At 56.6% G+C, this 22,537-nt stretch carries 19 protein-coding genes, 1 tRNA gene and 1 pseudogene; 10 read left to right on the forward strand and 11 right to left on the reverse strand.

All coding sequences use genetic code 11. The features are described 5' to 3' along the window. Positions 1-31: 31 nt before the first annotated feature. Positions 32-1,036 carry a TRAP transporter substrate-binding protein gene (locus tag U6115_RS04355; RefSeq protein WP_043577121.1) on the reverse strand — a complete coding sequence of 335 codons (1,005 nt, stop codon included), beginning with the start codon at positions 1,034-1,036 and terminating at the stop codon, positions 32-34. Between the two features lie 188 nt (positions 1,037-1,224). On the opposite strand from U6115_RS04355, the gene U6115_RS04360 reads away from it, so the two are divergent. From U6115_RS04360 to U6115_RS04380, 5 genes are all read left to right on the forward strand, one after another. Then, a complete protein-coding gene (locus U6115_RS04360; RefSeq protein ID WP_043577123.1) occupies positions 1,225-3,519 on the forward strand; it encodes a PAS domain-containing sensor histidine kinase in 2,295 nt (764 codons plus the stop codon). A gap of 28 nt (positions 3,520-3,547) precedes the next feature. Next, positions 3,548-3,623 (forward strand) — tRNA-Ala (locus tag U6115_RS04365). A gap of 817 nt (positions 3,624-4,440) precedes the next feature. Beyond that, entirely contained in the window at positions 4,441-5,490 is a 1,050-nt protein-coding gene (locus U6115_RS04370) for a hypothetical protein (protein ID WP_146008373.1), read from the forward strand. Next, a complete protein-coding gene (locus U6115_RS04375) occupies positions 5,456-5,818 on the forward strand; it encodes a hypothetical protein (RefSeq protein ID WP_146008372.1) in 363 nt (120 codons plus the stop codon). The genes U6115_RS04370 and U6115_RS04375 overlap by 35 nt, the downstream gene beginning before the upstream one ends. Before the next feature lie 5 nt (positions 5,819-5,823). Further along, positions 5,824-6,717 (forward strand): hypothetical protein, encoded by an 894-nt coding sequence (locus U6115_RS04380; RefSeq protein ID WP_146008371.1) that lies wholly within the window; start codon positions 5,824-5,826, stop codon positions 6,715-6,717. A 54-nt stretch (positions 6,718-6,771) separates the two neighbouring features. On the opposite strand, the gene U6115_RS04385 is transcribed toward U6115_RS04380, so the two are convergent. The 3 genes from U6115_RS04385 to U6115_RS04395 are packed head-to-tail and all read right to left on the reverse strand — an operon-like array spanning position 6,772 to position 11,846. Further along, positions 6,772-8,091: a TniQ family protein gene (locus tag U6115_RS04385; protein WP_043577128.1), complete on the reverse strand. Its 1,320-nt coding sequence runs from the start codon at positions 8,089-8,091 to the stop codon at positions 6,772-6,774. A gap of 13 nt (positions 8,092-8,104) precedes the next feature. Then, positions 8,105-9,256 carry a TniB family NTP-binding protein gene (locus U6115_RS04390; protein WP_043577130.1) on the reverse strand — a complete coding sequence of 384 codons (1,152 nt, stop codon included), beginning with the start codon at positions 9,254-9,256 and terminating at the stop codon, positions 8,105-8,107. A 1-nt stretch (position 9,257) separates the two neighbouring features. Then, the gene (locus U6115_RS04395) at positions 9,258-11,846 is read right to left on the reverse strand and encodes a TnsA endonuclease N-terminal domain-containing protein (protein ID WP_043577133.1); all 2,589 of its coding nucleotides are present in this window, start codon (positions 11,844-11,846) and stop codon (positions 9,258-9,260) included. A 572-nt stretch (positions 11,847-12,418) separates the two neighbouring features. Here U6115_RS04395 and U6115_RS04400 point away from each other — a divergent pair. The 4 genes from U6115_RS04400 to U6115_RS04410 all read left to right on the forward strand — a co-directional run bounded on the left by U6115_RS04400 (position 12,419) and on the right by U6115_RS04410 (position 14,846). Next, positions 12,419-13,030 (forward strand): hypothetical protein, encoded by a 612-nt coding sequence (locus U6115_RS04400; RefSeq protein ID WP_146008370.1) that lies wholly within the window; start codon positions 12,419-12,421, stop codon positions 13,028-13,030. Positions 13,031-13,362: 332 nt separating this feature from the next. Continuing rightward, a complete protein-coding gene (locus U6115_RS22770) occupies positions 13,363-13,542 on the forward strand; it encodes an antitoxin PaaA2 family protein (protein ID WP_043577140.1) in 180 nt (59 codons plus the stop codon). Positions 13,543-13,686: 144 nt separating this feature from the next. After that, positions 13,687-13,980, forward strand: coding sequence for a transposase (locus U6115_RS04405; protein ID WP_043580908.1), 294 nt, complete (start codon positions 13,687-13,689; stop codon positions 13,978-13,980). Continuing rightward, the gene (locus U6115_RS04410; RefSeq protein ID WP_326912746.1) at positions 13,977-14,846 is read left to right on the forward strand and encodes an IS3 family transposase; all 870 of its coding nucleotides are present in this window, start codon (positions 13,977-13,979) and stop codon (positions 14,844-14,846) included. The genes U6115_RS04405 and U6115_RS04410 overlap by 4 nt, the downstream gene beginning before the upstream one ends. 175 nt (positions 14,847-15,021) lie before the next feature. On the opposite strand, the gene U6115_RS04415 is transcribed toward U6115_RS04410, so the two are convergent. Together U6115_RS04415 and U6115_RS04420 are read right to left on the reverse strand one after the other, a co-directional pair. Next, the gene (locus U6115_RS04415; protein WP_059184237.1) at positions 15,022-16,275 is read right to left on the reverse strand and encodes an MAC/perforin domain-containing protein; all 1,254 of its coding nucleotides are present in this window, start codon (positions 16,273-16,275) and stop codon (positions 15,022-15,024) included. A 39-nt stretch (positions 16,276-16,314) separates the two neighbouring features. Beyond that, positions 16,315-17,388, reverse strand: coding sequence for a hypothetical protein (locus U6115_RS04420; RefSeq protein ID WP_146008369.1), 1,074 nt, complete (start codon positions 17,386-17,388; stop codon positions 16,315-16,317). A 721-nt stretch (positions 17,389-18,109) separates the two neighbouring features. Between U6115_RS04420 and U6115_RS04425 the strand changes: the two are divergent. Further along, a pseudogene (locus U6115_RS04425) lies at positions 18,110-18,866 on the forward strand (IS5 family transposase). A gap of 58 nt (positions 18,867-18,924) precedes the next feature. On the opposite strand, the gene groL reads toward U6115_RS04425, so the two are convergent. From groL to U6115_RS04450, 5 genes are all read right to left on the reverse strand, one after another. Further along, positions 18,925-20,541, reverse strand: a complete 1,617-nt coding sequence (groL, locus tag U6115_RS04430) for a chaperonin GroEL (RefSeq protein ID WP_043581091.1) — start codon at positions 20,539-20,541, stop codon at positions 18,925-18,927. A gap of 29 nt (positions 20,542-20,570) precedes the next feature. Then, entirely contained in the window at positions 20,571-20,888 is a 318-nt protein-coding gene (locus U6115_RS04435; protein WP_043581089.1) for a co-chaperone GroES, read from the reverse strand. A gap of 169 nt (positions 20,889-21,057) precedes the next feature. Beyond that, positions 21,058-21,684, reverse strand: coding sequence for a hypothetical protein (locus tag U6115_RS04440; protein WP_043581087.1), 627 nt, complete (start codon positions 21,682-21,684; stop codon positions 21,058-21,060). A 97-nt stretch (positions 21,685-21,781) separates the two neighbouring features. Continuing rightward, positions 21,782-22,009: a TIGR02450 family Trp-rich protein gene (locus U6115_RS04445; RefSeq protein ID WP_043581086.1), complete on the reverse strand. Its 228-nt coding sequence runs from the start codon at positions 22,007-22,009 to the stop codon at positions 21,782-21,784. Next, positions 21,996-22,532, reverse strand: coding sequence for a lipocalin family protein (locus U6115_RS04450; protein WP_043581082.1), 537 nt, complete (start codon positions 22,530-22,532; stop codon positions 21,996-21,998). Before U6115_RS04450 ends, U6115_RS04445 begins: the two co-directional genes overlap by 14 nt. Between the last annotated feature and the right edge of the window lie 5 nt (positions 22,533-22,537).

Genomic DNA, 22,537 nt, shown 5'->3' on the forward strand with positions numbered 1-22,537 from the left:
TCCGGCCATGGCGCTGGGCGCGCGGGCTTGCTTACTTGTTGGGGTTGAAGCCGGTTTCTTTATAGATCTGCTTGAGCAGGTCCGGGCCGATGCGGGCCGCCATCTTCTGGTGCACCGGCGCCAGCGCCTTCTTGAACGCTTCGCGCTCTTGCGGGGTGGGGACGTAAACCTTGGTCTTGCCGGACGCCTTGATCGCGGCGACGGCTTTTTCGTTTTCCTGTTTGGCGATCTGATTGGCGTAGACGGTAGCGTCCTGCACCGCACTGTCCAGCTGGCCGCGCACGTCGGCCGGCAGGCCGTCCCAGAACTTCTTGTTGACGATCAGCGCGTAGCCGAGGAAGCCGTGCTGGGTCAGCGTCAGGTTCTTCTGCACCTCGTAGGCCTTGCTGGTGTAGAGGTTGGAGGCTTCCAGCTCGGTGCCGTCCACCACGCCGGTCTGCAGCGCCTGGTATACCTCGGAGAAAGCCATCACCTGCGGCAGCGCGCCCAGCGTGCGCATTTCTTCCTCAAGCACCTTGGACGACTGGATGCGGATCTTCATGCCTTTCAGGTCGGCCGGGGATTTGATCGGCTTGTTGGCGGAGAAATTCTTGAAGCCGTTGTCCCAGTAGGCTAGGCCCTTGATGCCTTTGCTCTCCAACTTGCCCAAGAGCTGCTTGCCGATCGGGCCGTGCATCACCTTGTTGACTTCGTCGTAGCTGTCGAACAGGTAGGGCAGGTCGAACACTTCGAATTCCTTCACGCCCAGCGGGCCGAACTTGGCCAGGCTGGGAGCCAGCATCTGCACCGCGCCCAGCTGCAGCGCTTCCAGCTCTTCCTTGTCCTTGTACAACTGGCTGTTGGGGTAGACCTGCACCTTCACGCGGCCGTGGGTGCGTTGCTCGGCCAGTTTCTTGAAGTATTCGGCGGCCTTGCCCTTGGGGGTGTCCGGCGATACCACGTGGCTGAATTTGATGACGATTTCGCCGGCGGCCTGGGCGAAACCGGACAGGGTGAGGCTGGCGCAGATGGCCAGCGCGGCGTATTTGCGTTTCATGAGAGCGTCTCCAAATAGCTTTGTAGCTTTAGTTATGTATGCGAACCCCGGTTTTGCCGGTGTTATTTTGCATAAAGTAGAAGCTCTAGCCCCGCTCTGCCATTAGGGAATTCCAGCATGCCGTTTTTCACGGCGCGGGCCGGCGGGCTTGTTATCATCCGGCATCTTAACCTTGCAATGTGACGCCCATGTCCGCACCCGACTCCCGCATCCGCCGCGCGCCGCGCCTGCTGTGGCTGAGCGTCAGCCTGGCGCTGATCGCGCTGCTGCTGGCGCTGTGCAGCCTCAGCTACCTGGTGTACCGCGACTGGCGCGACGAGCAGCAGGACAATCTGATCCAGGAGGTGCTGTGGCTGGAGCAATCGCTGCGCATGCATCTGGAAGGCCACCAGGAATGGGCTGACGGCCTGGCGCGGGACATCGCCGCCGGCAAGGTGGACAGCCAGCGCTTCGCCCATCTGGCCGCGTTCTACATGCGGGAAAATCCCGAACTGCTGACGATAGAGCGGGTGGACGCGAGCAACCAGGTGCAATGGGACCAGCACGGCATCCGCCGCGACCGCCGCAGCCTGGGGCCGGCCGAGTTCGACGGCCTGTGGCGTGCGTCGCGGCTGCTGCGCTCCAGCTACGGCGCGCCTTACCAGGGCGCCGACGGCAAATACCGGTTCGACCTGGCGGTGCCGGTGGTGCGCGACGGCCAGCTGCTGGGCGGGCTGCGTTTCTCCTATCAGTTGGACGGGCTGCTTTACCACCAGGTGCCGTGGTGGATCGCCTCCAAGAACTACATCAGTATTCTCGATCTGGGCGGCAAGACGCTGGCGCAGAAATTCGACGCCGCCGAGCGGCCGGGCAATATCTCGCACCAGACCAGCTTCGACCCGCCCGGCTACGGCCTCTACCTGCGCGCGGTGGCCTACCGCAGCGGCTTGGGCCTGACCCTGCCGGTGCTCACCTGCGTGATCGTGCTGCTGTTGCTGACGCTGTGGTACGCGGTGTGGCGCATCCGCCGCCACATGCGCGAGCGCGCCACGGCGGAGCAGAAGCTGGCGCAGGAAGTGTCGCTCAGGCAGGCGATAGAGGATTCGATGAAGAGCGGCCTGGTGGCGATAGGGCTGGAAGGCGAGATCGTCCGCGTCAACCGCGCCTTCTGCGACATGCTGGGCTTCGCGCCGGAAGAGCTGGTGGGCAGCTACCCGCCGCACCCGTTCTGGCCGGCCGATCAGCACGGCGTGCTGGCCGACGCGATGGACGCGGTGCGCGACAACCGCCAACCGGAGCAGGGCTTCGAGCTGGCGCTGATGCGCAAGCGCGGCGACACGCTGGTGGTGCGGCTGTTCGCCACGCCGCTGGTGCGGGAGGACGGCAGCCAGCACGGCTGGATCGCCTCGATGTTCGACATCACCGAACGCCAGCGCCAGCGCAAGGAAATGGACGCTGCCCACCGCCGCTTCCTCACCGTGCTGAACGGCCTGGCCGCCGGCGTCTGCGTGGTGGCGGAAAGCAGCGGCCAGCTGCTGTACGCCAACCCCGGCTTCGCCGAACTATGGCTGGTGGGCGACGCCGACGCGCCGTGCTGCGTGCTGCTGCCCGGCCTGAGGGCCGGCCCGGAAAACGAGGAGTACGGCCAGGAATTCATCGTCGCCGGCGAATGCTGCCTGCTGATCCGCCGTCGCCGCATCGAATGGGTGAACGGCGAAGCGGCCTGGCTGGCGATACTCAGCGACGTGTCCGAAGACCGCCGCCGCGAGGCGCGCGAACAGGCGCAGCAAGACCGTTTCCAGAACACCGCCCGGCTGATCGCGATGGGCGAAATGGCCTCGACGCTGGCGCACGAGCTGAACCAGCCGCTCACCGCCATCCACACTTACGCCGCCGGCGTCAGCCGCCGCCTGCCGGAACAGCTGGAGCTGCCGGCCGGCGTGCGCGACGCCATCCATGCCATCGCCGAACAATCGCGGCGGGCGGCGCAAATCGTCAGCAGCATTCGCGCCTTCGTCAAAAAGCACGAGCCGCAACTGGAGCGGGTGGACCCGGCGCGGGCGGTGGCGCGGGCGCTGAGCCTGGCCGAACCGCTGGCGGCCAAGCACGGCGTCAGCCTGCAGCTGGAGCCGGACCGCCGCGCCTGCCTGCTGGACATGGACCCGGTGCTGATCGAGCAGGTGTTGCTCAACCTGATGAAAAACGCGGTGGAAGCGCTGGTGGAAGCCGACACCCCGCAGCCGTCGGTGCAGCTGCATACCTGCGTGGGCGAAGGCAAATGGCGGGTGGAGGTGGTGGACAACGGCCCCGGTCTCGCCGCCGGCATGCAGGACAACCTGTTCACGCCGTTCTACTCCACCAAGCCGGAAGGGATGGGCATAGGCCTCAACATCTGCCGTTCCATCGTGGAATTCCACCGCGGCGAATTCGGCGCGGTCAGCAGCCCGGCCGGCGGCTGCGTGTTCTGGTTCACGCTGCCGCTGGCGGGCAGGGTGGTTGAATGAAAATGCCATTGTGCTATCATGGCGCAATGGGCCGATAGCTCAGCTGGGAGAGCGCTGCGTTCGCAATGCAGAGGTCGAGGGTTCGATCCCCTTTCGGTCCACCAAGGAATATCAAGGGCTTGGCAGCGTGTGTGACGGGAAGCATAAGTTGGCCGAAACGGCCAGCTTATACTTCCCGTTTCGTCCATCCGATCGTCCTCTGTCTTGAAGTTTTTCCGCTTCTCTCCCTCACCCTCTTCTGAAAACATTGCCCGGCAAGACTTTCTTCGTTTGAAACGCTGTCCTAGGTCTTGGCCAGCTTATGGGGGCAAGTCATTGAGTTTGGCCAGCTTATGGTTCCATCTGAAAAATTAGTCTTCTTGATGTTGGCGAGGCTATGTTTTTGATAGGTAGGATTCTTCTTATGTAGGTCGTGTAAGTGTTGGAACATGGGGATTCTGAGCATTAAGCATTTATTTGTAATGAGATAAAAATATTAAATCAAATATTTAAGATGCAAAGTCTCCCTAGCTATCTATGCTTGTAGTCGTTTATCATAAATTGCAGTGCTCTCTAGATCGTTCCGATTGAGACTTTTTTTGCATACAATTTAGCGTGATTTAGAGCTAAATTCTGTTTCGGCTGTTTACTGACTTCTCTTAGGCAGGGAAGTGACTCTATTCAGTCAAGTTGATTAATTCTGAATAGATAGTTAAGTGTATTTTTGCCTGAATATATAGTAAATGATGCCTATGCTTATTGAGCATATTGGCTGAGTGAGAATGGGAGCCATAGATTGTCGCTGCTTATTAATTGGATGTGATTTTTAAAAAATCTGTATCTGAATTTTATTTAATTTAGCGATGATTTTTATTTCTTTTGGCTTCATTTAAATAGTCACTGGTTGTTGTAATAATGTCAATTTTGTGAGGAACGAATATTTTGAATGCCCCAATATATAGGAATAAGCTTGAAGTTCTGCTAAAATTGCTGGAGCAGAATACAAGTTTGGAGGTTGTTTCAAATTATTTGAAGCACAAAAAGCTTACTTTTTCTGCGCCCAGTTGGGAGCAAATGATTGAAAAAAGAATAAAGCCTGCTTTGGAAAAGCATGAATTGACAGAAGATGACTTGATTAAATTGCTGCGAGATGCGGAGGAATGTGGGCATCAGCATGTTCAGTTGTGGACTGTAGATGCGAGCGTGGCAAAGAAACTAATAGATCAGCAGTTTGTCCACTCTAGATTGACTGCAATAGGTAAAGGGCATTTAATTGATAGCCCAGATGTTTTAGATTTGCCCAGTATCCCAACTTTGACAGATGTGCGCTGGGTAATATCTGGCGAGGCTGGCACTGCCTTGGTACTGAAAGTAACAGAAACGAGATATGTTCGTAAGGTGTTGAGAGAGAGGCAGCGTGGAAATATTGTTGCAGTTTTTTATTCTGTGCTGCCAAAGCGAACAGTAAATGTTGCCAAGCTGAATAGTGATGGGGTTTTAGAGTTGAGAATTGCATCCCATACAAACTCAACAGCCTATCGCAAGTCAGTCGTTCAATTATTATTGTTATTGCAACCGTTCTTATTGGAGTCGGATAAAATTGCTTTTGATAAGATCTATAATAAGCTTGATCTTGGAGTAATTAAAGGCCGTCTTTGGAGTGAGAAAGAAAAGCTGTCTGATGTCGTAAGGTCTTCTGATCTGTCAATGCGCAATGATAATGGCAATGTTATGAAGGCATCGACAGGGAAAGAAAGTGCCAGTCTTTCAAATGATAGCGGTGTTCTTAGTTCAATAAATTCATTTATGGAGCATGATGGTTATTGTGATAGCTCGAATTTCTGGTTTGTTCGCCGGGAAAATGAGTTAGTGCCAACAAAGGATATTCATGTTCAGTTAACTGGTGAGATAAATGAATTTATTCTTACGGCAAGGTGCACGCCAGGAGACTATAATTATGTCCTCCGACAAATTAGATTACTTAATAGCTGAATTTCCCCAAGAAGAAGAGGCAATCAGTAGATTGTCAGATTTGGTTTTTCCCATCGAGCCTTATAAAGCCGTTAAGGTTTTACCGACGGCTAGGATATTTAGCCTAGTTCGCCCGCATTCTTTTGGTGCTTTTGTAGCTATTATGGATAGTTTAACTTCTAAAAAGTTAATCAGGCGGGTCATTAGAGTTGAATCTGAATCTGGTGGAGGTATTGGTCCAGATTATGACTCAATTGTAGATATTCCTGAAGAACTTGACGATTTTAGGACGGGACGGCGAGTTGTGGTGGATTTTGATAATATCAAAACATATTACGAATTCAAATAGAACTCATGGTCGACGAAAACGCCATTATTGAATTTCTGCTTTCTTTAAAAGAGATACCCTCTCATCAACAGCTGAAGATATTTCAAAAATATCTACGTTGTTTATCTGAGGATCAAAGAAGTAGAGCGGAAAATTTATTTGCCCTTTTAAATGAAGTTGGATTGCCACCTCCGAGAGCCAAGAAGATTGTTGTTTTGGTCCATGGGATCAGAACATTTGCGGCTTGGCAAGGGAAGGTAGAAAAAGCACTTGCTGAGTTTGCTGATGTAGAGGTCGTAAAACTTAAATATTTTTATTTTGATTTGCTTCGATTTATCATTCCTTTTCAAACTCGTGAAAAGCCAATTGCAAGAGTTTTAAAAGGCCTCCAGGCTGTAATGAGAGATAATGCTGATGCAGAATTAATTGTGGTGGCTCATAGCTTTGGAAGTTATATAATAAACCGTATCCTTAGAGAAAACAATCACATATCGATTTCCAAACTTTTGCTTTGTGGTTCTGTTGTTCGAGAGGACTTTGATTGGTCTTTGCTGCCAACAAAACCAAAACTCATAGTTAATGACATAGGCGTTAAAGATAAGTTGCCAGTTTTGGCAAAACTGTCTTCGTGGGGGTATGGAATTAGTGGGTCGAATGGTTTTGGATCTTATGGGATAGTTGATCGATTTCATGATGTTGGGCATAGTGGTTTTTTTGATGAGGCTAATGGAATTGTCAAGGATTATTGGCTTCCATTTATATTGGATGGGCGTATTTTAAAAACAGACTTGGATGCTAACGAGCCAACTCCGAATTGGTTATTGTCGTGTGCTAGCTCTTTCCCTCAAGGGACGTTGGTTTATGTTGCCATTATCTTCTTGTTTTTTATCGGTAGAGCTATTTTCGGATTTATGTTTTAACTGTTTTTAAATTCCAGCATTAAATTAACGGCTCGTCATTTTAAGAGCTTTGCGTTAACGCATTAATACTTTAATTTTTTCCCGCAGCTTGTTGTACTCCTCGCGCAGCGGTCCGCGTTGCAGCGATAGCCGATAAGGCCGCAGGGCCTGGGACATCCGGCGGATGCTCGGATAGTCCCCGCGGGCGACGAGGTTCCTGAAGATTCTGCCTACCCGTTCCACGTCTTCTATCTGGCGTTCGGCAGTGGCCTGTTGTTGTGACTGCTGGTGCTTGTGCGCTAGCTGTGCCAACAGTTCTGGAAACCAATATTTGGCGTAGCTACGCGTCACGCCGATGCGCTTCAGGATGCGGGAGACTGGTTCCGTGGTGTTGGGGGCATTGAGCTGCTGGCGAAGCTGTGATTCGAGAGTGGCTTTGCTCCGTTGGGCAGCAGGGTGTGGTTTGCCCTTTGCAGGGGCGGGTGAGGCGCTGCTTGGCGCCTGATCCGGCAGAGGCTGGGTGAATAGCTGGTACAGCGTCATGTCCAGCTTGCCTGCGATCTGGAGCAACTGTGGAAATGCCGGCTTCTGCTGTTTGTTGGCCCAGCCGCCGATGGCTCGGTCGCCCAGGCCCAGCATCAGCGACAGTTTCTTCTTTTCCCCTTCAGTCCAGCGTTCCGCCGCGGTTTGCAGGATGGCCATCAGCTGCGGCTGCGTGGGCATGATCCTGCCTTCAGGCGTGGCGATCATGCTTTCCAGTGAGTGGGCGCGGTGCAGGTCGGCTTCCTGGATGCTTTCTTGCGTTTGCAGGCTGGATGCCGGCGCGAGGTAACCGCAACAGTGGGTACAGCGTGCCTGGTCCGGATAGTGTGGGATCAGTTGTTGGCGCTTGCCGCACCAGGGGCACAGGTGTTGTAGCTGTCGGTGGTGCCGGGTGCACACCCGGTAGGCATCCAAGGACCAGACCAGCGGGAAGTGGCTGTCAACGCGCTGGTGCCGTTGCTCTGCCAGGCAGGCGGGGCACCAGCGTACCTCCTTGGCCAGAAAACCGGCGCCGATTTCCGGGATCACGCCTTTCCAGGCCTGGAAGGTAAGACCTTCCAGGCCCTGTACCGAGGTGAGCCGCTCTAAGGCCTGGGTAAATGCGTAGGCATAGCGGCCGATGCCGTTTACCGTTCTGGCGTCCTCCCGGTAAAACGAGATGGCTAGGCCGGAACCGTCTAGCGGCAGTACCGGCCATACCGTGTAGCGAACCAGTCGCCGTACGTCGATCTGGTGCGCATGTGCCAGCCGCACCAGATACGACAGCAGGCTTTCCGTCGCGCGGCCGCCGCCTTGCATGGGCGGCAAGACGAACAGCGCGCTTGGGTTGGGGACGTTGTGATTCCTGTCCATGATCCGCGCCCTTTCAAGGTCTCCAACCGGTTTGATCGCGAGTGGGATGGCGCTCCCCGGGTCTGCGTTTCTGTTTTGGTTTGCCATAGCGGTGGTTGTCGCCATCGCGGTAGTGATGCGACTCCTTGTAGTCCTTTTCGCCAAGCAGGCAGTGCTGGCGTAGCTCATCCATAGGGATATCCTGCAGGCGGATTTCCCCTGCCTGGGCCTCTTTCAGAATGGTCAGAATGGAGCGGTTTTCTGGAGCCAATTGCTCGACCACATCCATGTCGAGTTGATCGAGTCCATGTTCGCGGCAGTACTCGTATGCGCTATCCAACCAGGGCTTCAGGATGCCGATGCAACCTGCCGATTTGAGGTAGAAATACTCTGCTTTGTGGAGCAGGTCTGGTTGGCGGGGCAGATTCATCCATGAGATCAGTGTGCTGAGCGATGAGCAGAAGGACTCCCAGTCATCCTTGTCGGTCCTGTGGTAGTGCGGCAGCTTGATGATGCGGGTGCGCCGCACCAGCTGGGCGCTCTGCTCCTGGATGGACAGCAGATCGTAAGTGCCGACCAGGATGATGACGGCGCTGGTGCTGGCCGCCAGCGATTTGAGGATTTCGTACTGCCGACTTTGCTCCTGCGCCTTATGGCCGAGCAGGAGCTGGTTGGCCTCGTCGAGGATGATGGCGCGCACGCCGCGTTTTTTGACGGCCTTGCCGAGCGCGCTTTGCAGGCTGTTCGCCGTCGGCGCCGAGCGCCCCAGCTTGATCGGCTCATCGATCAGCATCATCTCGTCCGTGTCGAACGGCAGCGTGAGCTGGGGACTGACGCTGCTCAGTTGCTGCAGCATCCGGCTGTAAAGCTCTTTCCAGTTGAAGGTGCTGCTGCCGGCGGAAAGAATCGACAGGTGGAGCACGGGGACCATGTCGACTTGGCGCCGCATGTCTGTGGCAAACCGCTCCTGGATCCGTTGCTCCAGTTTCTTCGCGAGGGTGGACTTGCCGACGCCGGTTGGTCCGGTTAGTACCATGATGTCAGGATGCGACTTCTGCCATAGCGTGTCTTCCAGCTGTTTCAGCGCGTCGTTCAGCTTGGGGTGGTTGATCCTCCGGCTCAAAAAGTCAGCTACGTGGGCTTCGCGCATGTTCTGTTCCTGGTTTTGATTGAGCAGTGTGTTCATGTCAGAAATCTCCGAAAACCGTCAGCGTATGGTGCGATGGGAGAATCGGCGGGGGCGGGGTGGTGGGTTCTGCAACGTGTTCCTGAGTCGCCAGCTTTTTGTGCTCTTCAGCTTGGGCGGCTTCGGCGTGATGGACCTCGCGATAGAAATCGGCCTTGCGTTTGGCGTCTTCGATCCGCTTTTCAGACGTCTGTACGGTAAGCAAATGGTCTGCGAGCGCCTCGTGGCGAATGGCGTGCTCGCTCATATCCTGGTAACGAGTGCGGTCCTGGCTGCGGCAGCTCAGCCATTCGCCATTGATCTGCGCGTAGACGGTGGATAGGTCGAAGGGGTCATAGCGCACGGGAATCTTTTTGGTGGCTTGCACTTCCGGCTGGCGGAACGCATTGTTCCAGTAGTAGCGATTGTTATGCTTGATGCCGCGGCCTCCGTGGATGGCGTGTCCCTTGGCCTTGGTTTGAGGCAGGCAATGAATCAAGAAGGCCAGATCGCAGGCTATGCGCGTGTGCGCACGGGCCCCGGATGTGAAGCAGCCAGTCTCGAAGACGCGCCGGGGCGACGCTTGTAGAGAGGTGTGCTGGTTCACTTCGTAGACGTCGTTCAGCCACTTTTCGAAGTACTCTTCGACTTTCTCCTGGCTCCAGACCGCTAGTTTTCGCGGATCATGGCTGGGAGAGCAGGATCTTGGATCCCGTAGCAGTTGGGTATTGCCTCTCAGGTTGTGCCAGATCTCCTGATTCAGGACGCCGAACAGGCGTTCCATTGTGGCGCCGAAACGCGGGGCATGAGGAGGACGTGTCTTCTTGGTGATGTAGAGCGAGGCCAGGAGCGTTTCTACATGCGTGGAGGCGAAGTCCTTGCCGCCGTCCGTCACGATGGTGCTTGGCAGTCGATGATGCCTTTGCACGCATTGACGGATCAGCATCATGGTGTTGATGGACGTGGGGGTGCCGTAGCTGAAGTAGTTGGCCAGCACCATGCGAGAGTAGCCATCGATCATTGCCGAGAGCCAGAGACGTTGAGGTTTACTGTCTGGGCCCAGTTCACGGCCCATCAGGTCGATCTGGGTGTGATCGATGTGAGCGATATCGAAGGGGCACTCTCCATGAGGCGGAAAGACTGCAGCTTCGGTCCAAACCAGTTCTTTCTGGTTGTAAGCCGCTTTGCTGCCTTCCCGGATGAGCTTGACCTCATAATGGGTGCGCATCCGTTTCAACGCTTTGCGAAAAGCTTTGATACTGGGCGCCGCATCCGGCTCATCTACGTACTGTCCTAGTAGCATGGCGTAGGCCATGGACAATTTGGCGTTGCTTTGGTTGAGGTAGTGCTCCCGCAGCGCGGTATTCATCCGCTCCACGGTCACTTCCGATAAGCGAGGCGTTCGATTGCCCTTGCGCGCGGTCTGGTCGATCAGGCCGACAAAGCCGTTCCCCATGAGGTCTTTCGCCTGCTGATAGTTATGGCGGTAGCGGCGTAAGCTCCGCACCGAAGTGGCGCTCCGGCCTTCAAGCTTGTCCAGGCGCAGCTTGGCGCTCAGCAAGTCTGCGCGGCTATGATTCGACATCTTGGCGAAAGCCTGATTTTTCAGTGAGAGCTGTTCTGCTTCAGCGTCGGCCTGTAGTTCGCAGCGATCGAGCAGTCCTTGGACTGACTCCCAGGCTAGCGGGAGTATTTGCCCGGAGGAGGAGGCCAACGTGAGCTGGTCTTGCTCCTGATGTATGACCTCCCAGGATTGCCCCTTCCAGAGCAGTTTGCTGCCCGCTTCGAAGCTGATCGGATGGACTTGGCATGCGCTGCGTGCCTGTTGCTGGATCAGCAGGGCGGTGTTGTAGTCGCGATAAATCAGCGCATGACTGTGATCGCTGAGCAGGCTTACGCTCAGATCCATGTAGAGTTCATCCTCCACGATCATTTTGTAGATCGTGTCTGGAAGGGGGCGCGGCTCCGCCAGCAGGAGTTCATGCAGGCTGTAGCAGCTGCGCAGTTGGAAGAGCTGGTCGACCAGGGCGTATTCGGATGGCGATGGCTCCATGGCTTCGGCATCGAAGTAGTCGTCCAGAAACTTGAGATTGCGGATCAGCACGCCATTGTTTTCTTGGGAGGAGCGCAGGGCGTAACCCAGGCCGACCTGCGCGGCATAGGCTTGGCCCGGAGGGCTCACCCATTCCCCGTTGATCTTCCGAAAACGCTGCGGGTATTTCTTGGCCAGGCTTTGCAGCTTCGATTCCGGTTTGCATTCCACCCAACCTGTGAAGTTTTCGGATATCAGGAAGAAGTCCGGGGTGTGCATGTAGCTGATCTTGCGGGACTCGGCTGTGTAGCTGAGCTTGATCGGATCCGGCTGATCGTAGAACTCGTAGACGTCAGGGTCGCGCTCCCACAGGTAGATGGCGCCGAGTTCATTGTGGTGGCTCTCCGCCTGGATCACGCAGTTCATTTTTTTGCTGGGGAAGCGGCAGGCGACATTGCCGGCGCTGCTGCGCACGCGGCGGCTGGGGGGATGGCTTCGGACGCGTTCGATGGCCTTGCGCGCGCGGATGCCGAGTTGTTGTCGAAGGTAGAACGCTTCGAGTGCTTGCTGGTTGAACATGACGATACTCTCCGTGTGAAATCGTTCACGCGGAGCCGTGGCTGGGACGCTATCGATGCGGCAAGATGCAGGCACCTCCAGGCCGCTTGAATTCAACGCGGTCTGTTGTATGCTGCGCTTATCTAGTCGGCAAACTGGATGAGCGGCATCAAACGGCTCAGGACACCTTCCTGGGCCGTTTTGTTTGTATCGATAATGTCGTGATCCGGCTATGGCTCCTTCCATTTCCCTGCGGTGCAAAATGCGCCTCAGGAGAGCTCACGATGTAAGACGTCGAGTCGAAAACAAGGGGTTGAAGCCGCATTTTTTGTAGTTTTTGCTGGTTAAAACCGCATCGCGCATTCATTTTTAATGATGGGTTTTGGGTTTGCTTTCCTTGCCTGGTAAGGGTTTTAGGCCTTTCTTACCTAAATTTAGCTGGGCCTTGCTGGTTAAGTTCCTTTTCTAAATTCGGAATATTATTGATAATTCTTTTCCACTACCATTAGGCATGGAGTGGGGCTGTGGGAGCGATGAAAAAGCGAGGGCGTCCGCGGCGTAGCGCTTATGAGAAATTACGGGTGGTGACGTGGGTGAAACTGGTTCAGCAGGTGTCTTGTGCCCCGCTGGCCGACCTGGATCGTTTCTATGCGCCGGCTAACCCGCAGGGGAAAAGGCAGCGGCAGTGTCTCTGGCATAAGTATCAAAAGGGACTGGTCAGCCCAAAGGACGATGGCCCCACGGGTCAGGCTTCGGTGATCAGTGTGGTCGAGCAGGACTATCCCGGCACGGCAGCCTGGTATCGTCACCTGTTCTGGTCAGTACTCGAACGGAAAGCACTAACTTGGCCAGAAATCCAGCAGGTGTACTTGCAACTGAAAGGCCAGTGGCGCTACCGACTGATCGATGAGCGCCACGCGCGCGAGGAATTCTGGCGGAGTCGGGAGGGGATTCGAGAGCTCGGCGCCGAGCTGATTGCTTCGCCCACCTTGGAAGCCGGCACCGTTATCTTGTGTCTGATTGCTGAGGCCCGGCTACGGCTCAATCGCAGCGACTACTTGAGTGGTCGCGAGGCCTTTGCGTGTTGGTTGGAGCAGTCGCCATTCCGGCAGAAATTTGCCTATTCTCAGGGGGAGTTGCTGCATCTCTTTGCTGATGTATTGGGCAGAGATGTGCTCAGGCGCCTGGGCGACTATCGGATGTGATGTCGGAGCGCATGTATGTCAGATGGGCTTGCTATGCCGGACGACGATTTTCCATGAACTGAAATCGGCTGGCCCTCAGGAGGGCTGCATGTCTGGTCCGAGTCGCTAGTTGAGCGTTGTTGTGGCCCCATCCTGGGGGCTGTGTGGGGCTGTGTGGGGCTGCCTGGAGTTGGCCAAGCAACTTTTCCAAGACCACTCGGCTGATAAGCTCGGTTATGTGATGTGCTTATGCCCCGTGCCTCCTGCCATGCGACGTGCTGTGCTTTTAATCGTGGTTGCCATGTAACGCTCCTTCTGCAATACACTAGTAGCGAAAGTCAGGAGAAGACCCCATGCCATTGCCAGAGCCCATCCCTCTCGCTCCCGAATCTGCGATTTCTTATAACGAGTACGTTCGCCAAGCCGTCCAGGCCGCGCTGGATGATCCCCGGCCCGGTGTTTCACATGAGGAGGCCGAGCACTACTTTGCCCTCAAGCGCGCCACTCTGCTGCAGCGCTCAAAGCCCGACTAAGTGGCCATTATGGCCCTATCTGTTATGGCAGACGCAAGGGTTTGGTGGCCTGACGGCCATCTGCCAGCGGTAGTCTTCTTGGTCTGTCCCATTCCCCGTGGACACTAACTTAAGGTGGATAATCCCCACCAAGGAGCAGTGTTCATGATCAAGACCAGACGTACTTTCCCGGAGGCCCTCAAGCGCGAAGCGGTTGAGCAGGTACTTGCCGGCACCCCGTTACGGCATGTTGCCCAAGCCTTCGACATTACCGAGTCGCTGCTGGGCAAGTGGAAGCGTCAACTCCAAGACGCAGGACCCGATGCCTTCCCTGGCCGAGGCAAACAGACCGGTGAAGCCGCCGAGCTCAAGCGACTGCGGGATGAACTGGCCCGCGTTACCATGGAGCGCGATGTCCTAAAAAAGGCGCTCGCCATCTTCTCGCAACCCATGAAGTGAAATTCCGCGCGATTCAGGCGCTGTCGGACCGCTACCCGGTAGCCCCGATGTGCCAACTGTTTCGTGTGTCCCGCAGTGGCTACTATGCGTGGCTACACCGCCCACCTTCGGCGCGAGAGATGGCGAACCGACAACTACTACGTGAAATCCGGCTGGTGCATGCCGAGGTCAATGGTATTTATGGCCATCGGCGTATTCATGCCGAACTTCTTGCACAGGGCTTCGCCTGCGGGCGGCATCGCATCGCGGGCCTGATGCGGCGAAACGGTATCAGGGTTAGAACTCGTAAACATTGTCGACCCGTCAGTGGTGGTCAACACCTTCTACCCGTGGCGCCTAATCTGCTGCAGCGACAATTTGCTGCTGGTGGCGACATCAATCAGCGTTGGGTGTCGGATATGACCTATATCCGGACCGGCGAAGGGTGGCTGTACTTGGCGGTGGTGCTCGACTTGTACTCCCGGGCGATAGTGGGCTGGGCCATGCATCATCGAATGCAGCAAGAACTGGTGCATGCTGCCCTGACGATGGCAGTGGCGCGCCGCCAGCCTTCAGGAGAGGTGATTCTGCATTCGGACCGCGGGAGTCAGTACTGTGCCTTTGACTACCAGGCATTGCTGAAACGGCACGGAATGGTATCGAGCCACTCCCGCACCGGGAACTGCTGGGATAATGCAGCGATGGAGAGCTTCTTCCGTTCATTGAAGTCGGAACGTGTTTATCTGACCCACTACCGGAGCTACGAGGAGGCGCGTACGGATGTGTTTGATTACATCCGCTTTTACAATCACCAACGACGTCATTCAACCCTGGGGTATCTGACCCCGGTTGAATTCGAACGCCGCCGTTCAGAGCTTAGTGCTTAACCCTCTGTCCATGGGGAGTGGGACAGACCACCTGCAAGAAGCTTGCGAAGCCCAACGCATACCGTGGACATTCCGAGAATGTTGGGCTTCGCTTAGCCCCAAGCGTACTTACGCAGCTTCAAATAAGTTTTGGTGATAACTTACCTAGCGCTTAGTTCACGCGGTGATGTAGACCTCAGCCTATGCCTGTTCCGCTAGAGGACAGCAAGGACTGAACGCGAGTGACATATTGGCCGATGTGAATGATTTTCTGCTTGTCGATCACAGTAGGATAGGTGTAGTAATTCTCCAGCACGTTTAAGCAGAAATGCAGCAGTCGCTTGTCTTTGAGCAGCGCCAGGGTGGGGTATAGCTCGTCATAGCTGATCACATCCCAATTGATAGCCGGATTCAGCGTTTTGGTCCACTCGGCGTAATTGCTCGCATCGGCTTGGCCGCCCTTCTTGGACAGGGTAAGGTTGGAGTATTTCGAGGTCTGGCTATTGGAGCTTTCGCTGCCTTGGCTATTCGAATAGTCGCCGCCGCCACCAAAGCCCTTTATCGCAATTTTGAAGCCAACAGAGAATTCGCGTTTCTCGCTCTCGGACTCGGAGTATTCCCAAACCTTGGTGGTTTCGGTGGAGGTGATGGAGCCGCCCAGTGTGAAGCGCTTGGGTATGTAGTAGCCGCGCTCGTTCAGCACGCGGATCAATTTGTCGTACTGGTCTATGGGAAGAGAGGAACGGACAGCATCCAGAACTTGTTGCTCAAAGTCCTCTACTAATTGCAGATTAGCGATGTCGACGTCTAGCACCACTTTGTTTACCAGGAATTTGGCGCTTAGATATTCCGTTACCTTCTTGGATTCAGTGGTTTGGCTCTTGGCGTATTCGAATCCACTTTCGCCCCCACCATAGGGTGTGGTCAGCGAGACCGACCCTTTTTCCACGCTGGATGTGGTCAGACTGTGCGAAACTTCGTTGAAGGTGGATTCCACCACGACCTTGGTGATGAAATTGGGCATGATCGCAGCCGGAAGCTGGTTGGGTTGCCAACTGGAGATGCAGGCCTTGAAGGTTCGACCAAAGCCGTTCTCTGGTGAAACCGTGATGCCATGGTAGATCTGCAGGTTGTTAAACAGGGACAGCTTCTGCTGCGTATCTAGCTTGTTGTAGCGATCGACTGTTTTGTCAGGCACCGGCAGGCCGTTATCGGCAGATCCGATCCGTAGCACTTTGGCTTCACTGGAGGTCCACAGGTCGTTTAGCTGCAATTCGGTTTCGTCGTTGCGGTCGATAGGCGCATTATTGACCAGAAAGTCGTCGCTGGCAGACATGAAGCTGGCCTCAGTCAGCTTGGTCCGGGTGGTTCTCAGCGTCGCCTCGAGCTCAAGCCGGAAATTTCTTTTCTCGCCGTTTGTCTTTTCCACCAACACTAGTGCGAATGTCACGTGTGTACTCCTTGAAAAAGTTTGCTGGCTTGCGTCTGCTTAGCCGATTGCGCCTGGGTTTGGCGAATTCAAAACGTTGATGACTCTGTCGGCGGAGGCGCGATCCTTGAATACGAAGAAATAAAAGACTACAGAACCCAATACAGTAGTGTGGCGGTCGTCTTCGCGCAGATCGTAGATGCTGCCAAAATTTTGCTGGGACTCTGGGCCGCGGCTGGGGGCACCGGTTTCTATGCTTTGTCCTGGCACGAAAGTGTCGCCGCCGACGGGGCCGGGGTCGAAGCCGCTCCTGCCGCTTTCCGCCAGCAGTTGGGTTTCCAGGCTACCGGATAGGAAACGCGCCATGGTTTGGCCCGGCGCGGTGATGACTGGCGCTTGCATGTCGCTGGAGTAGGTTTGGCCGTTTTTGCTGTATTTGGTGAGACGCCAGGTTTTCACGGTTACTTTTTGGTAGTGAATGATATCCGAGGTCGGAATGCCCAGCACTTGGGTGCTTTCGATCTGGATAGTGTTTTTGGAGCTTTGGTAGCGTAGCAATGAGGAAGTCGCCTTACGGTTGGGCTCGTTGCCGAAACAGTTGTATAGCCCATCGCAAATAGTGTCTTTGTCGCTGGAGATGTTGTAGCCGAAGCCCGCGGCCCCCCATGAGCTGATATTGAAGCCGACGATGGAGCCTTTTTCGCAGATGACCGCGCGCGAGTAGAAGGCATTGGAGCCAGGGTTGGAGGGCTGGACATCGGTCAGCATGACAGGTTGGAATTTGCCATCATTCTGTCGAATGGCGTTGGGATCGGAGTTGTTTAACGAAACCTTGACACCAATATGTCTATCGGTCAGCCAGTCCGTCCGCATACCGAAAAGGTCGGTTTTTGACCCCATGGTGAGCGTCATGATGATCATGTTGTCATTGAAAGTGGCCTTGCTGATGCTTTGCCTGGTCTCTACCGATCTATCATTGAGTATGGTTTTGTTGCCGGTGAAATCGTTGAGGTAGACAAAGTTATAGTCGTTGGCCAGACCTCCCAGTTTATCCCGCAGGCTACGCAGGGAGTCTGTGGCGTTGGCCTCGATTACTCTGGGAGCTCCACTTAAATAAACCTTGTATTGAGCCATGTCTGGTGAACTCGCTTAGAATGCGTGATAAATATGCGCCTAGGGAGTGAAATTGGCGGTGACGTCGGCTCACTCGTCTGAAGCGCATGCTGGTGAAGCGACTGTGATGAATTTTTACCTTTTACCTCCCCTTGGATGTATCGAGATGGAAAAATTTCCTCTGCATGTCAGATTGGGTGGTGGCTTGGTTTAAACGGAGCAAGGGAAACGTTTGGGTTTACGGGCAATGTCAAGCTATGTTGCGGGTAACGAAAAATCTTTAAAATATTTGACAAAGCGAAATTTTGGACTGTGCTGCATTTGGCGCCAAGCTGTCTATTGTGAAAAGGCAGAATGGTTTTTTGTGATCAATCAATTGTGAATTAGACAATCATATTGAATTGAGAAATGTACTCTGCAGGCTAGGTTAGCGTTGAGCGCATAGCAAGTAATAGTGCCTGTCTATAATGACAGGCCAAGGCTGGGGGAGATGATCGCGGGCACCGGATTGAGCCGTACTAGAAAAGTATGAGGGAAATGATCCGGAAAGTAGCGCTGATCATGGTGAAAGAAGGTGTTGAGCGTATTATAAAATACCCCCAGCTCAAGCGAGGATGAGCTGGATAAGCTTGTCTAGAAGGGGACTGAGGTAGACTGGCCCGGTCGTCGGGACAGTCCAAACCACTTAGAGCCGCTAACAAAACCCCTTGATGCCAGATAGGCACGACCACATCTAGCGAGGATGAAACGGAAAGTCGTCAGTCAGAAGCTCCGGAAGTCTTTGCAGCCGCTACTTTCTCCACCACCGCGCTCCCGCCGGGGTGGGCGTCCGAGGCTGGATGATTTTGCTGTCGTCAGCGGCATCTTGTTTGTTCTCACCACCGGCATTCCTTGGGAGGATCTCCCGTAGGAACTCGGTTTTGGCAGTGGAATGACTTAATTGGAGAAGGCTGCGGGATTGGCAAGCGCTAGGCGTTTGGGATCGTCTACATCTAGCCCTGCTGATACAACTGCGCCAACACGATCAAATTGATTGGAGCCGGGCCAGCATTGATGGGGCTAGCGTTGCCAACCACCGGGGGGCAAGAGACCGGCCCCAACCCCACCGATCGAGGTAAATGCGGCAGCAAACGGCACATCATCGCAGATCGCCGAGGTTTGCCACTGGCGCTGAGCATTACCGGCGCCAACCGGCATGATTCCATGGTCTTCGAAACTTTGCTTGATGCGATGCCTGAGGTTCCTGGTTTGCCGGGACGGCCCAGACAAAAGCCCTGCAAGTTGCAAGCTGATAAAGGCTACGACTACCGCCGTCGCCGTGAACACCTGAGCCGACGCGGAATTTTGGTGCGAATTGCTCGTCGCGGGGTGGGAAGCAGCGAGAGATTGGGCCGCTACCGTTGGGTGGTGGAACGCCTCCATTCTTGGCTAGCTGGCTCAAGCTGGCTTTCTCATTGATCTGCATGCGATTTATCGACAGGTTTTGTTGGCGGGTCTAAGCGAAAAAAAGCCCGCGCTTGAGCGCGGGCCAATGACGAAAGGGGCTAGGTCAGCGGATCAGTAGTCCAGCTCCGCGGCAGCGTTGGCCTTGCTGTCCTGCGCCGCTTCGGCCACGGTGGCGTCGGTGGTCAGGATCAGGCTGGCGATGGAAGCCGCGTTTTGCAACGCGGTGCGCGTTACTTTGGTCGGGTCGATCACGCCCATTTCCACCAGGTCGCCGAACTGGCCGCTGGCGGCGTTGTAGCCGTGGCTGCCTTTGCCTTCCAGCACCTTGTTCACGATGACCGACGGCTCGTCGCCGGCATTGGCGGCAATGGCGCGCAGCGGCGCTTCCAGCGCGCGCAGCACGATCTGGATGCCGGCATCCTGATCGGCGTTGTCGCCTTTCAGCTCGCCCAAATGGGAGCGGGCGCGCAACAGAGCGACGCCGCCGCCGGCCACGATGCCTTCTTCCACCGCGGCGCGGGTGGCGTGCAGCGCGTCGTCCACGCGGTCTTTCTTCTCTTTCATTTCCACTTCGGTGGCCGCGCCGATGCGGATCACCGCCACGCCGCCGGACAGCTTGGCCACGCGTTCCTGCAGCTTCTCGCGGTCATAGTCGCTGGTGGCGGCGTCGATCTGCGCCCGGATGGTTTGCACGCGGGCGTCGATCTTGGCCTTGTCGCCGGCGCCGTCGATGACGGTGGTGTTTTCCTTGCCGATTTCCACGCGCTTGGCGTTGCCCAGCTCGGCCAGGCCGGCTTTTTCCAGCGTCAGGCCGGTCTCCTCGGCAATGACGGCGCCGCCTGTCAGGATGGCGATGTCTTCCAGCATGGCCTTGCGGCGGTCGCCGAAGCCTGGGGCCTTGACCGCGGCCACCTTCAGGATGCCCCGCATGCTGTTCACCACCAGGGTGGCCAGCGCTTCGCCTTCCACGTCTTCGGCGACGATCAGCAGCGGCTTGCCGGCCTTGGCCACTTGCTCCAGCACCGGCAAGAGATCGCGGATATTGCTGATCTTCTTGTCGTAGAGCAGCACCAGCGGGTCTTCCAGCACGGCGGTCTGTTTTTCCGGATCGGTGATGAAGTAGGGCGACAGGTAGCCGCGGTCGAACTGCATGCCCTCGACCACGGCCAGCTCGTTGTCCAGCGACTTGCCGTCCTCGACGGTGATCACGCCTTCCTTGCCCACCTTGTCCATGGCGTCGGCGATGATCTTGCCGATGGCCTCGTCGGAATTGGCGGACAGCGCCGCCACCTGGGCGGTTTCCTTGCTGTTGGTCACCGGCTTGGACAGGATTTGCAGCTCTTTGATGACGGCATGGACGGCCTTGTCGATGCCGCGCTTCAGGTCCATCGGGTTCATGCCGGCGGCGACGTACTTCATGCCTTCCTGCACGATGGCCTGAGCCAGCACGGTGGCGGTGGTGGTGCCGTCGCCCGCCACGTCGGCGGTCTTGGAGGCTACTTCCTTCACCATCTGCGCGCCCATGTTTTCGAACGGGTCTTTCAGTTCGATTTCCTTGGCGACCGACACGCCGTCCTTGGTAATGTGCGGCGCGCCGAAACTGCGCGCCAGCAGCACGTTGCGGCCTTTCGGCCCCAGGGTGACTTTCACCGCATTGGCCAGCACGTTGACGCCGTTGACGATGCGTTCACGGGCGTTGTCGTGGAAGCGGACTTCTTTCGCAGCCATGGTTTAACTCCTGTGATGAATGGGGAAAATCAAGCAGCCTTGCGGCCGGATTCGGATGCGCCTTCGATCACGCCGAAGACGTCTTCTTCGCGCAGCACCAGGTATTCCTGGTCGTCCAGCTTGACGGTCTGGCCGCCGTATTTGCCGAACAAGACCAAGTCGCCTACCTGCACTTGCATCGGCAGCAAGGTGCCGTCAGGCAAGCGTTTGCCGGGGCCGACCGCGAGGACTTCGCCTTGTTCGGGTTTTTCCGCGGCGCTATCGGGAATGACGATGCCGGATGCTGTCTGGCGGACCTTTTCGACCCGCTTGACGATAATCCGGTCGTGCAGAGGACGGATTTGCATATCAATCTCCTGTGCGATTCAGATCATGGGAAACGGTAGGTAAGACCGGCTTGCCGCAGGCGAGAAGATGCCCGCGCTTGCCGGTCAAATTCAGCCTGATGGGCTGACGAATGACGAAGTAAGGGCGGGCCAAAAACTTTTCAAGAGGTTTTTTTCAGAAAAAATGCGGCTAAAAAATGACGCGCTCGATGCGGCCGAAACGGTATTCGGTCCGGGCCGCCTTGCCGCCGCGGCAGACGCGCGGCGCCAGCGGGCAAGGGGGCTGGCGTAAGCCATCTTCGCCCAGCGTGTCGTCTTCGGCCAGCTCGCGCCACAGCCCGCCATGCACCGGCCGGAACTGCCAGCAAACATAGCCGCGGCTCGCCGCCAGCCGCATCAGCTCCGGTGCGTCGGGCGCTTCGGCTACGACGCTTTCCTGGTCGTCGATGGCAGGCAAGTCGCCAAAAGCCTGGCGGCAGGCCAGCTCCTCGCCGGCGGCGGCGCCCATGGTGTTGCAGCCGCGCCGCTCGTCGCGCAGCAGGCTCCAGGCGCCCAGTTGCCAGGCCGCGTCCAGAATCTCCTCCTCCACCCGCGACAGCGCGCTCCATCTGCGCGTCAGCTGCAAGGCCGACGCCGGCACTTGCCGCAGCGAGGCTTGGCCAGCCGGCGCGCGGTCGGCGGCGGCTTTGCGGAAGCCATGCCAATGCAGCATCAGCAGCAGCGGGGTATCGGGGCAGGGGACGGCGCTGAGGCTGACCGCGAACAGCGGCAGGCGCATATGGCGGATCTGGGCGGACAAGGTATCGAACAATTCCATGGCGACACTCCATGAAGATGGATGCGAAGACATGCTTAAACGATAAAAACATTGCCGGCGCGAGGCAAGGGCATGCCTCGCCGCCATGGCCAGGCTTTCATTTCCACCCCTGCAGCCATTGGTCCGCGTCGCGCAGCGCCTGCCACGCCATGGTTTGCCGGCGCCGGGTGTAGACCGCCTCCAGCGTCACCGTCTCCACCGCGGCATCCGGCGCCGGCCGGCCCAGCGCCACCACCAGAAAGTGCTTTTCCTTGTCGCGCGGCGCGGCGGCGGTCCACTTGCTGAGCAGCAATTTTTCCGGATTGAGCCGTCTAGTTGCCGCCACGGTCCTGCCTCACCCAGATCAGCTTGTCGGCCGGCACGCCTAGCTTGGCTGCCACCGCCAGCAGCGCCGGCTTGGCGGCGGGGGCGGCTTGTTTATCGCGCGACAGCAGCCACAGATAATCCTTGTCCGGCCCCACCACCACCGCCCAGCGGTAGCCGGGGTCCAGCGCCGCCACATGGTAGCCGCCGTAGAACGGTCCGAAGAACGACACTTTCAGCGAGGCGACATCGGCGGGCCCGTTGAACCAGGCTTTGCCCACCGCCTCGCGCCAGCTGGCGGTCGCCTCGTCAAAACCGCGGTTGACCACGCGGATGCTGCCGTCGGCGTTGCGGCTGTAGTCGGCGCTCACCGCCTGCAGGCCGCGTTCGAAGCGGTGATCGAGGCGGGCGATTTCATACCAGCGGCCCTGGTAGCGTTCCAGTTGGAAGCCCCGCGCCGGGGCGATGCCGGGCGGGGGCGCGGTGTCACAGCCGGTCAGCGGCAGCAGGATCAGGGCGATGAGCTCGAGCGGTTTTTTCAGCATGGTTG

Source organism: Chromobacterium subtsugae (genome assembly GCF_035919665.1).
Lineage (GTDB): Bacteria > Pseudomonadota > Gammaproteobacteria > Burkholderiales > Chromobacteriaceae > Chromobacterium > Chromobacterium subtsugae.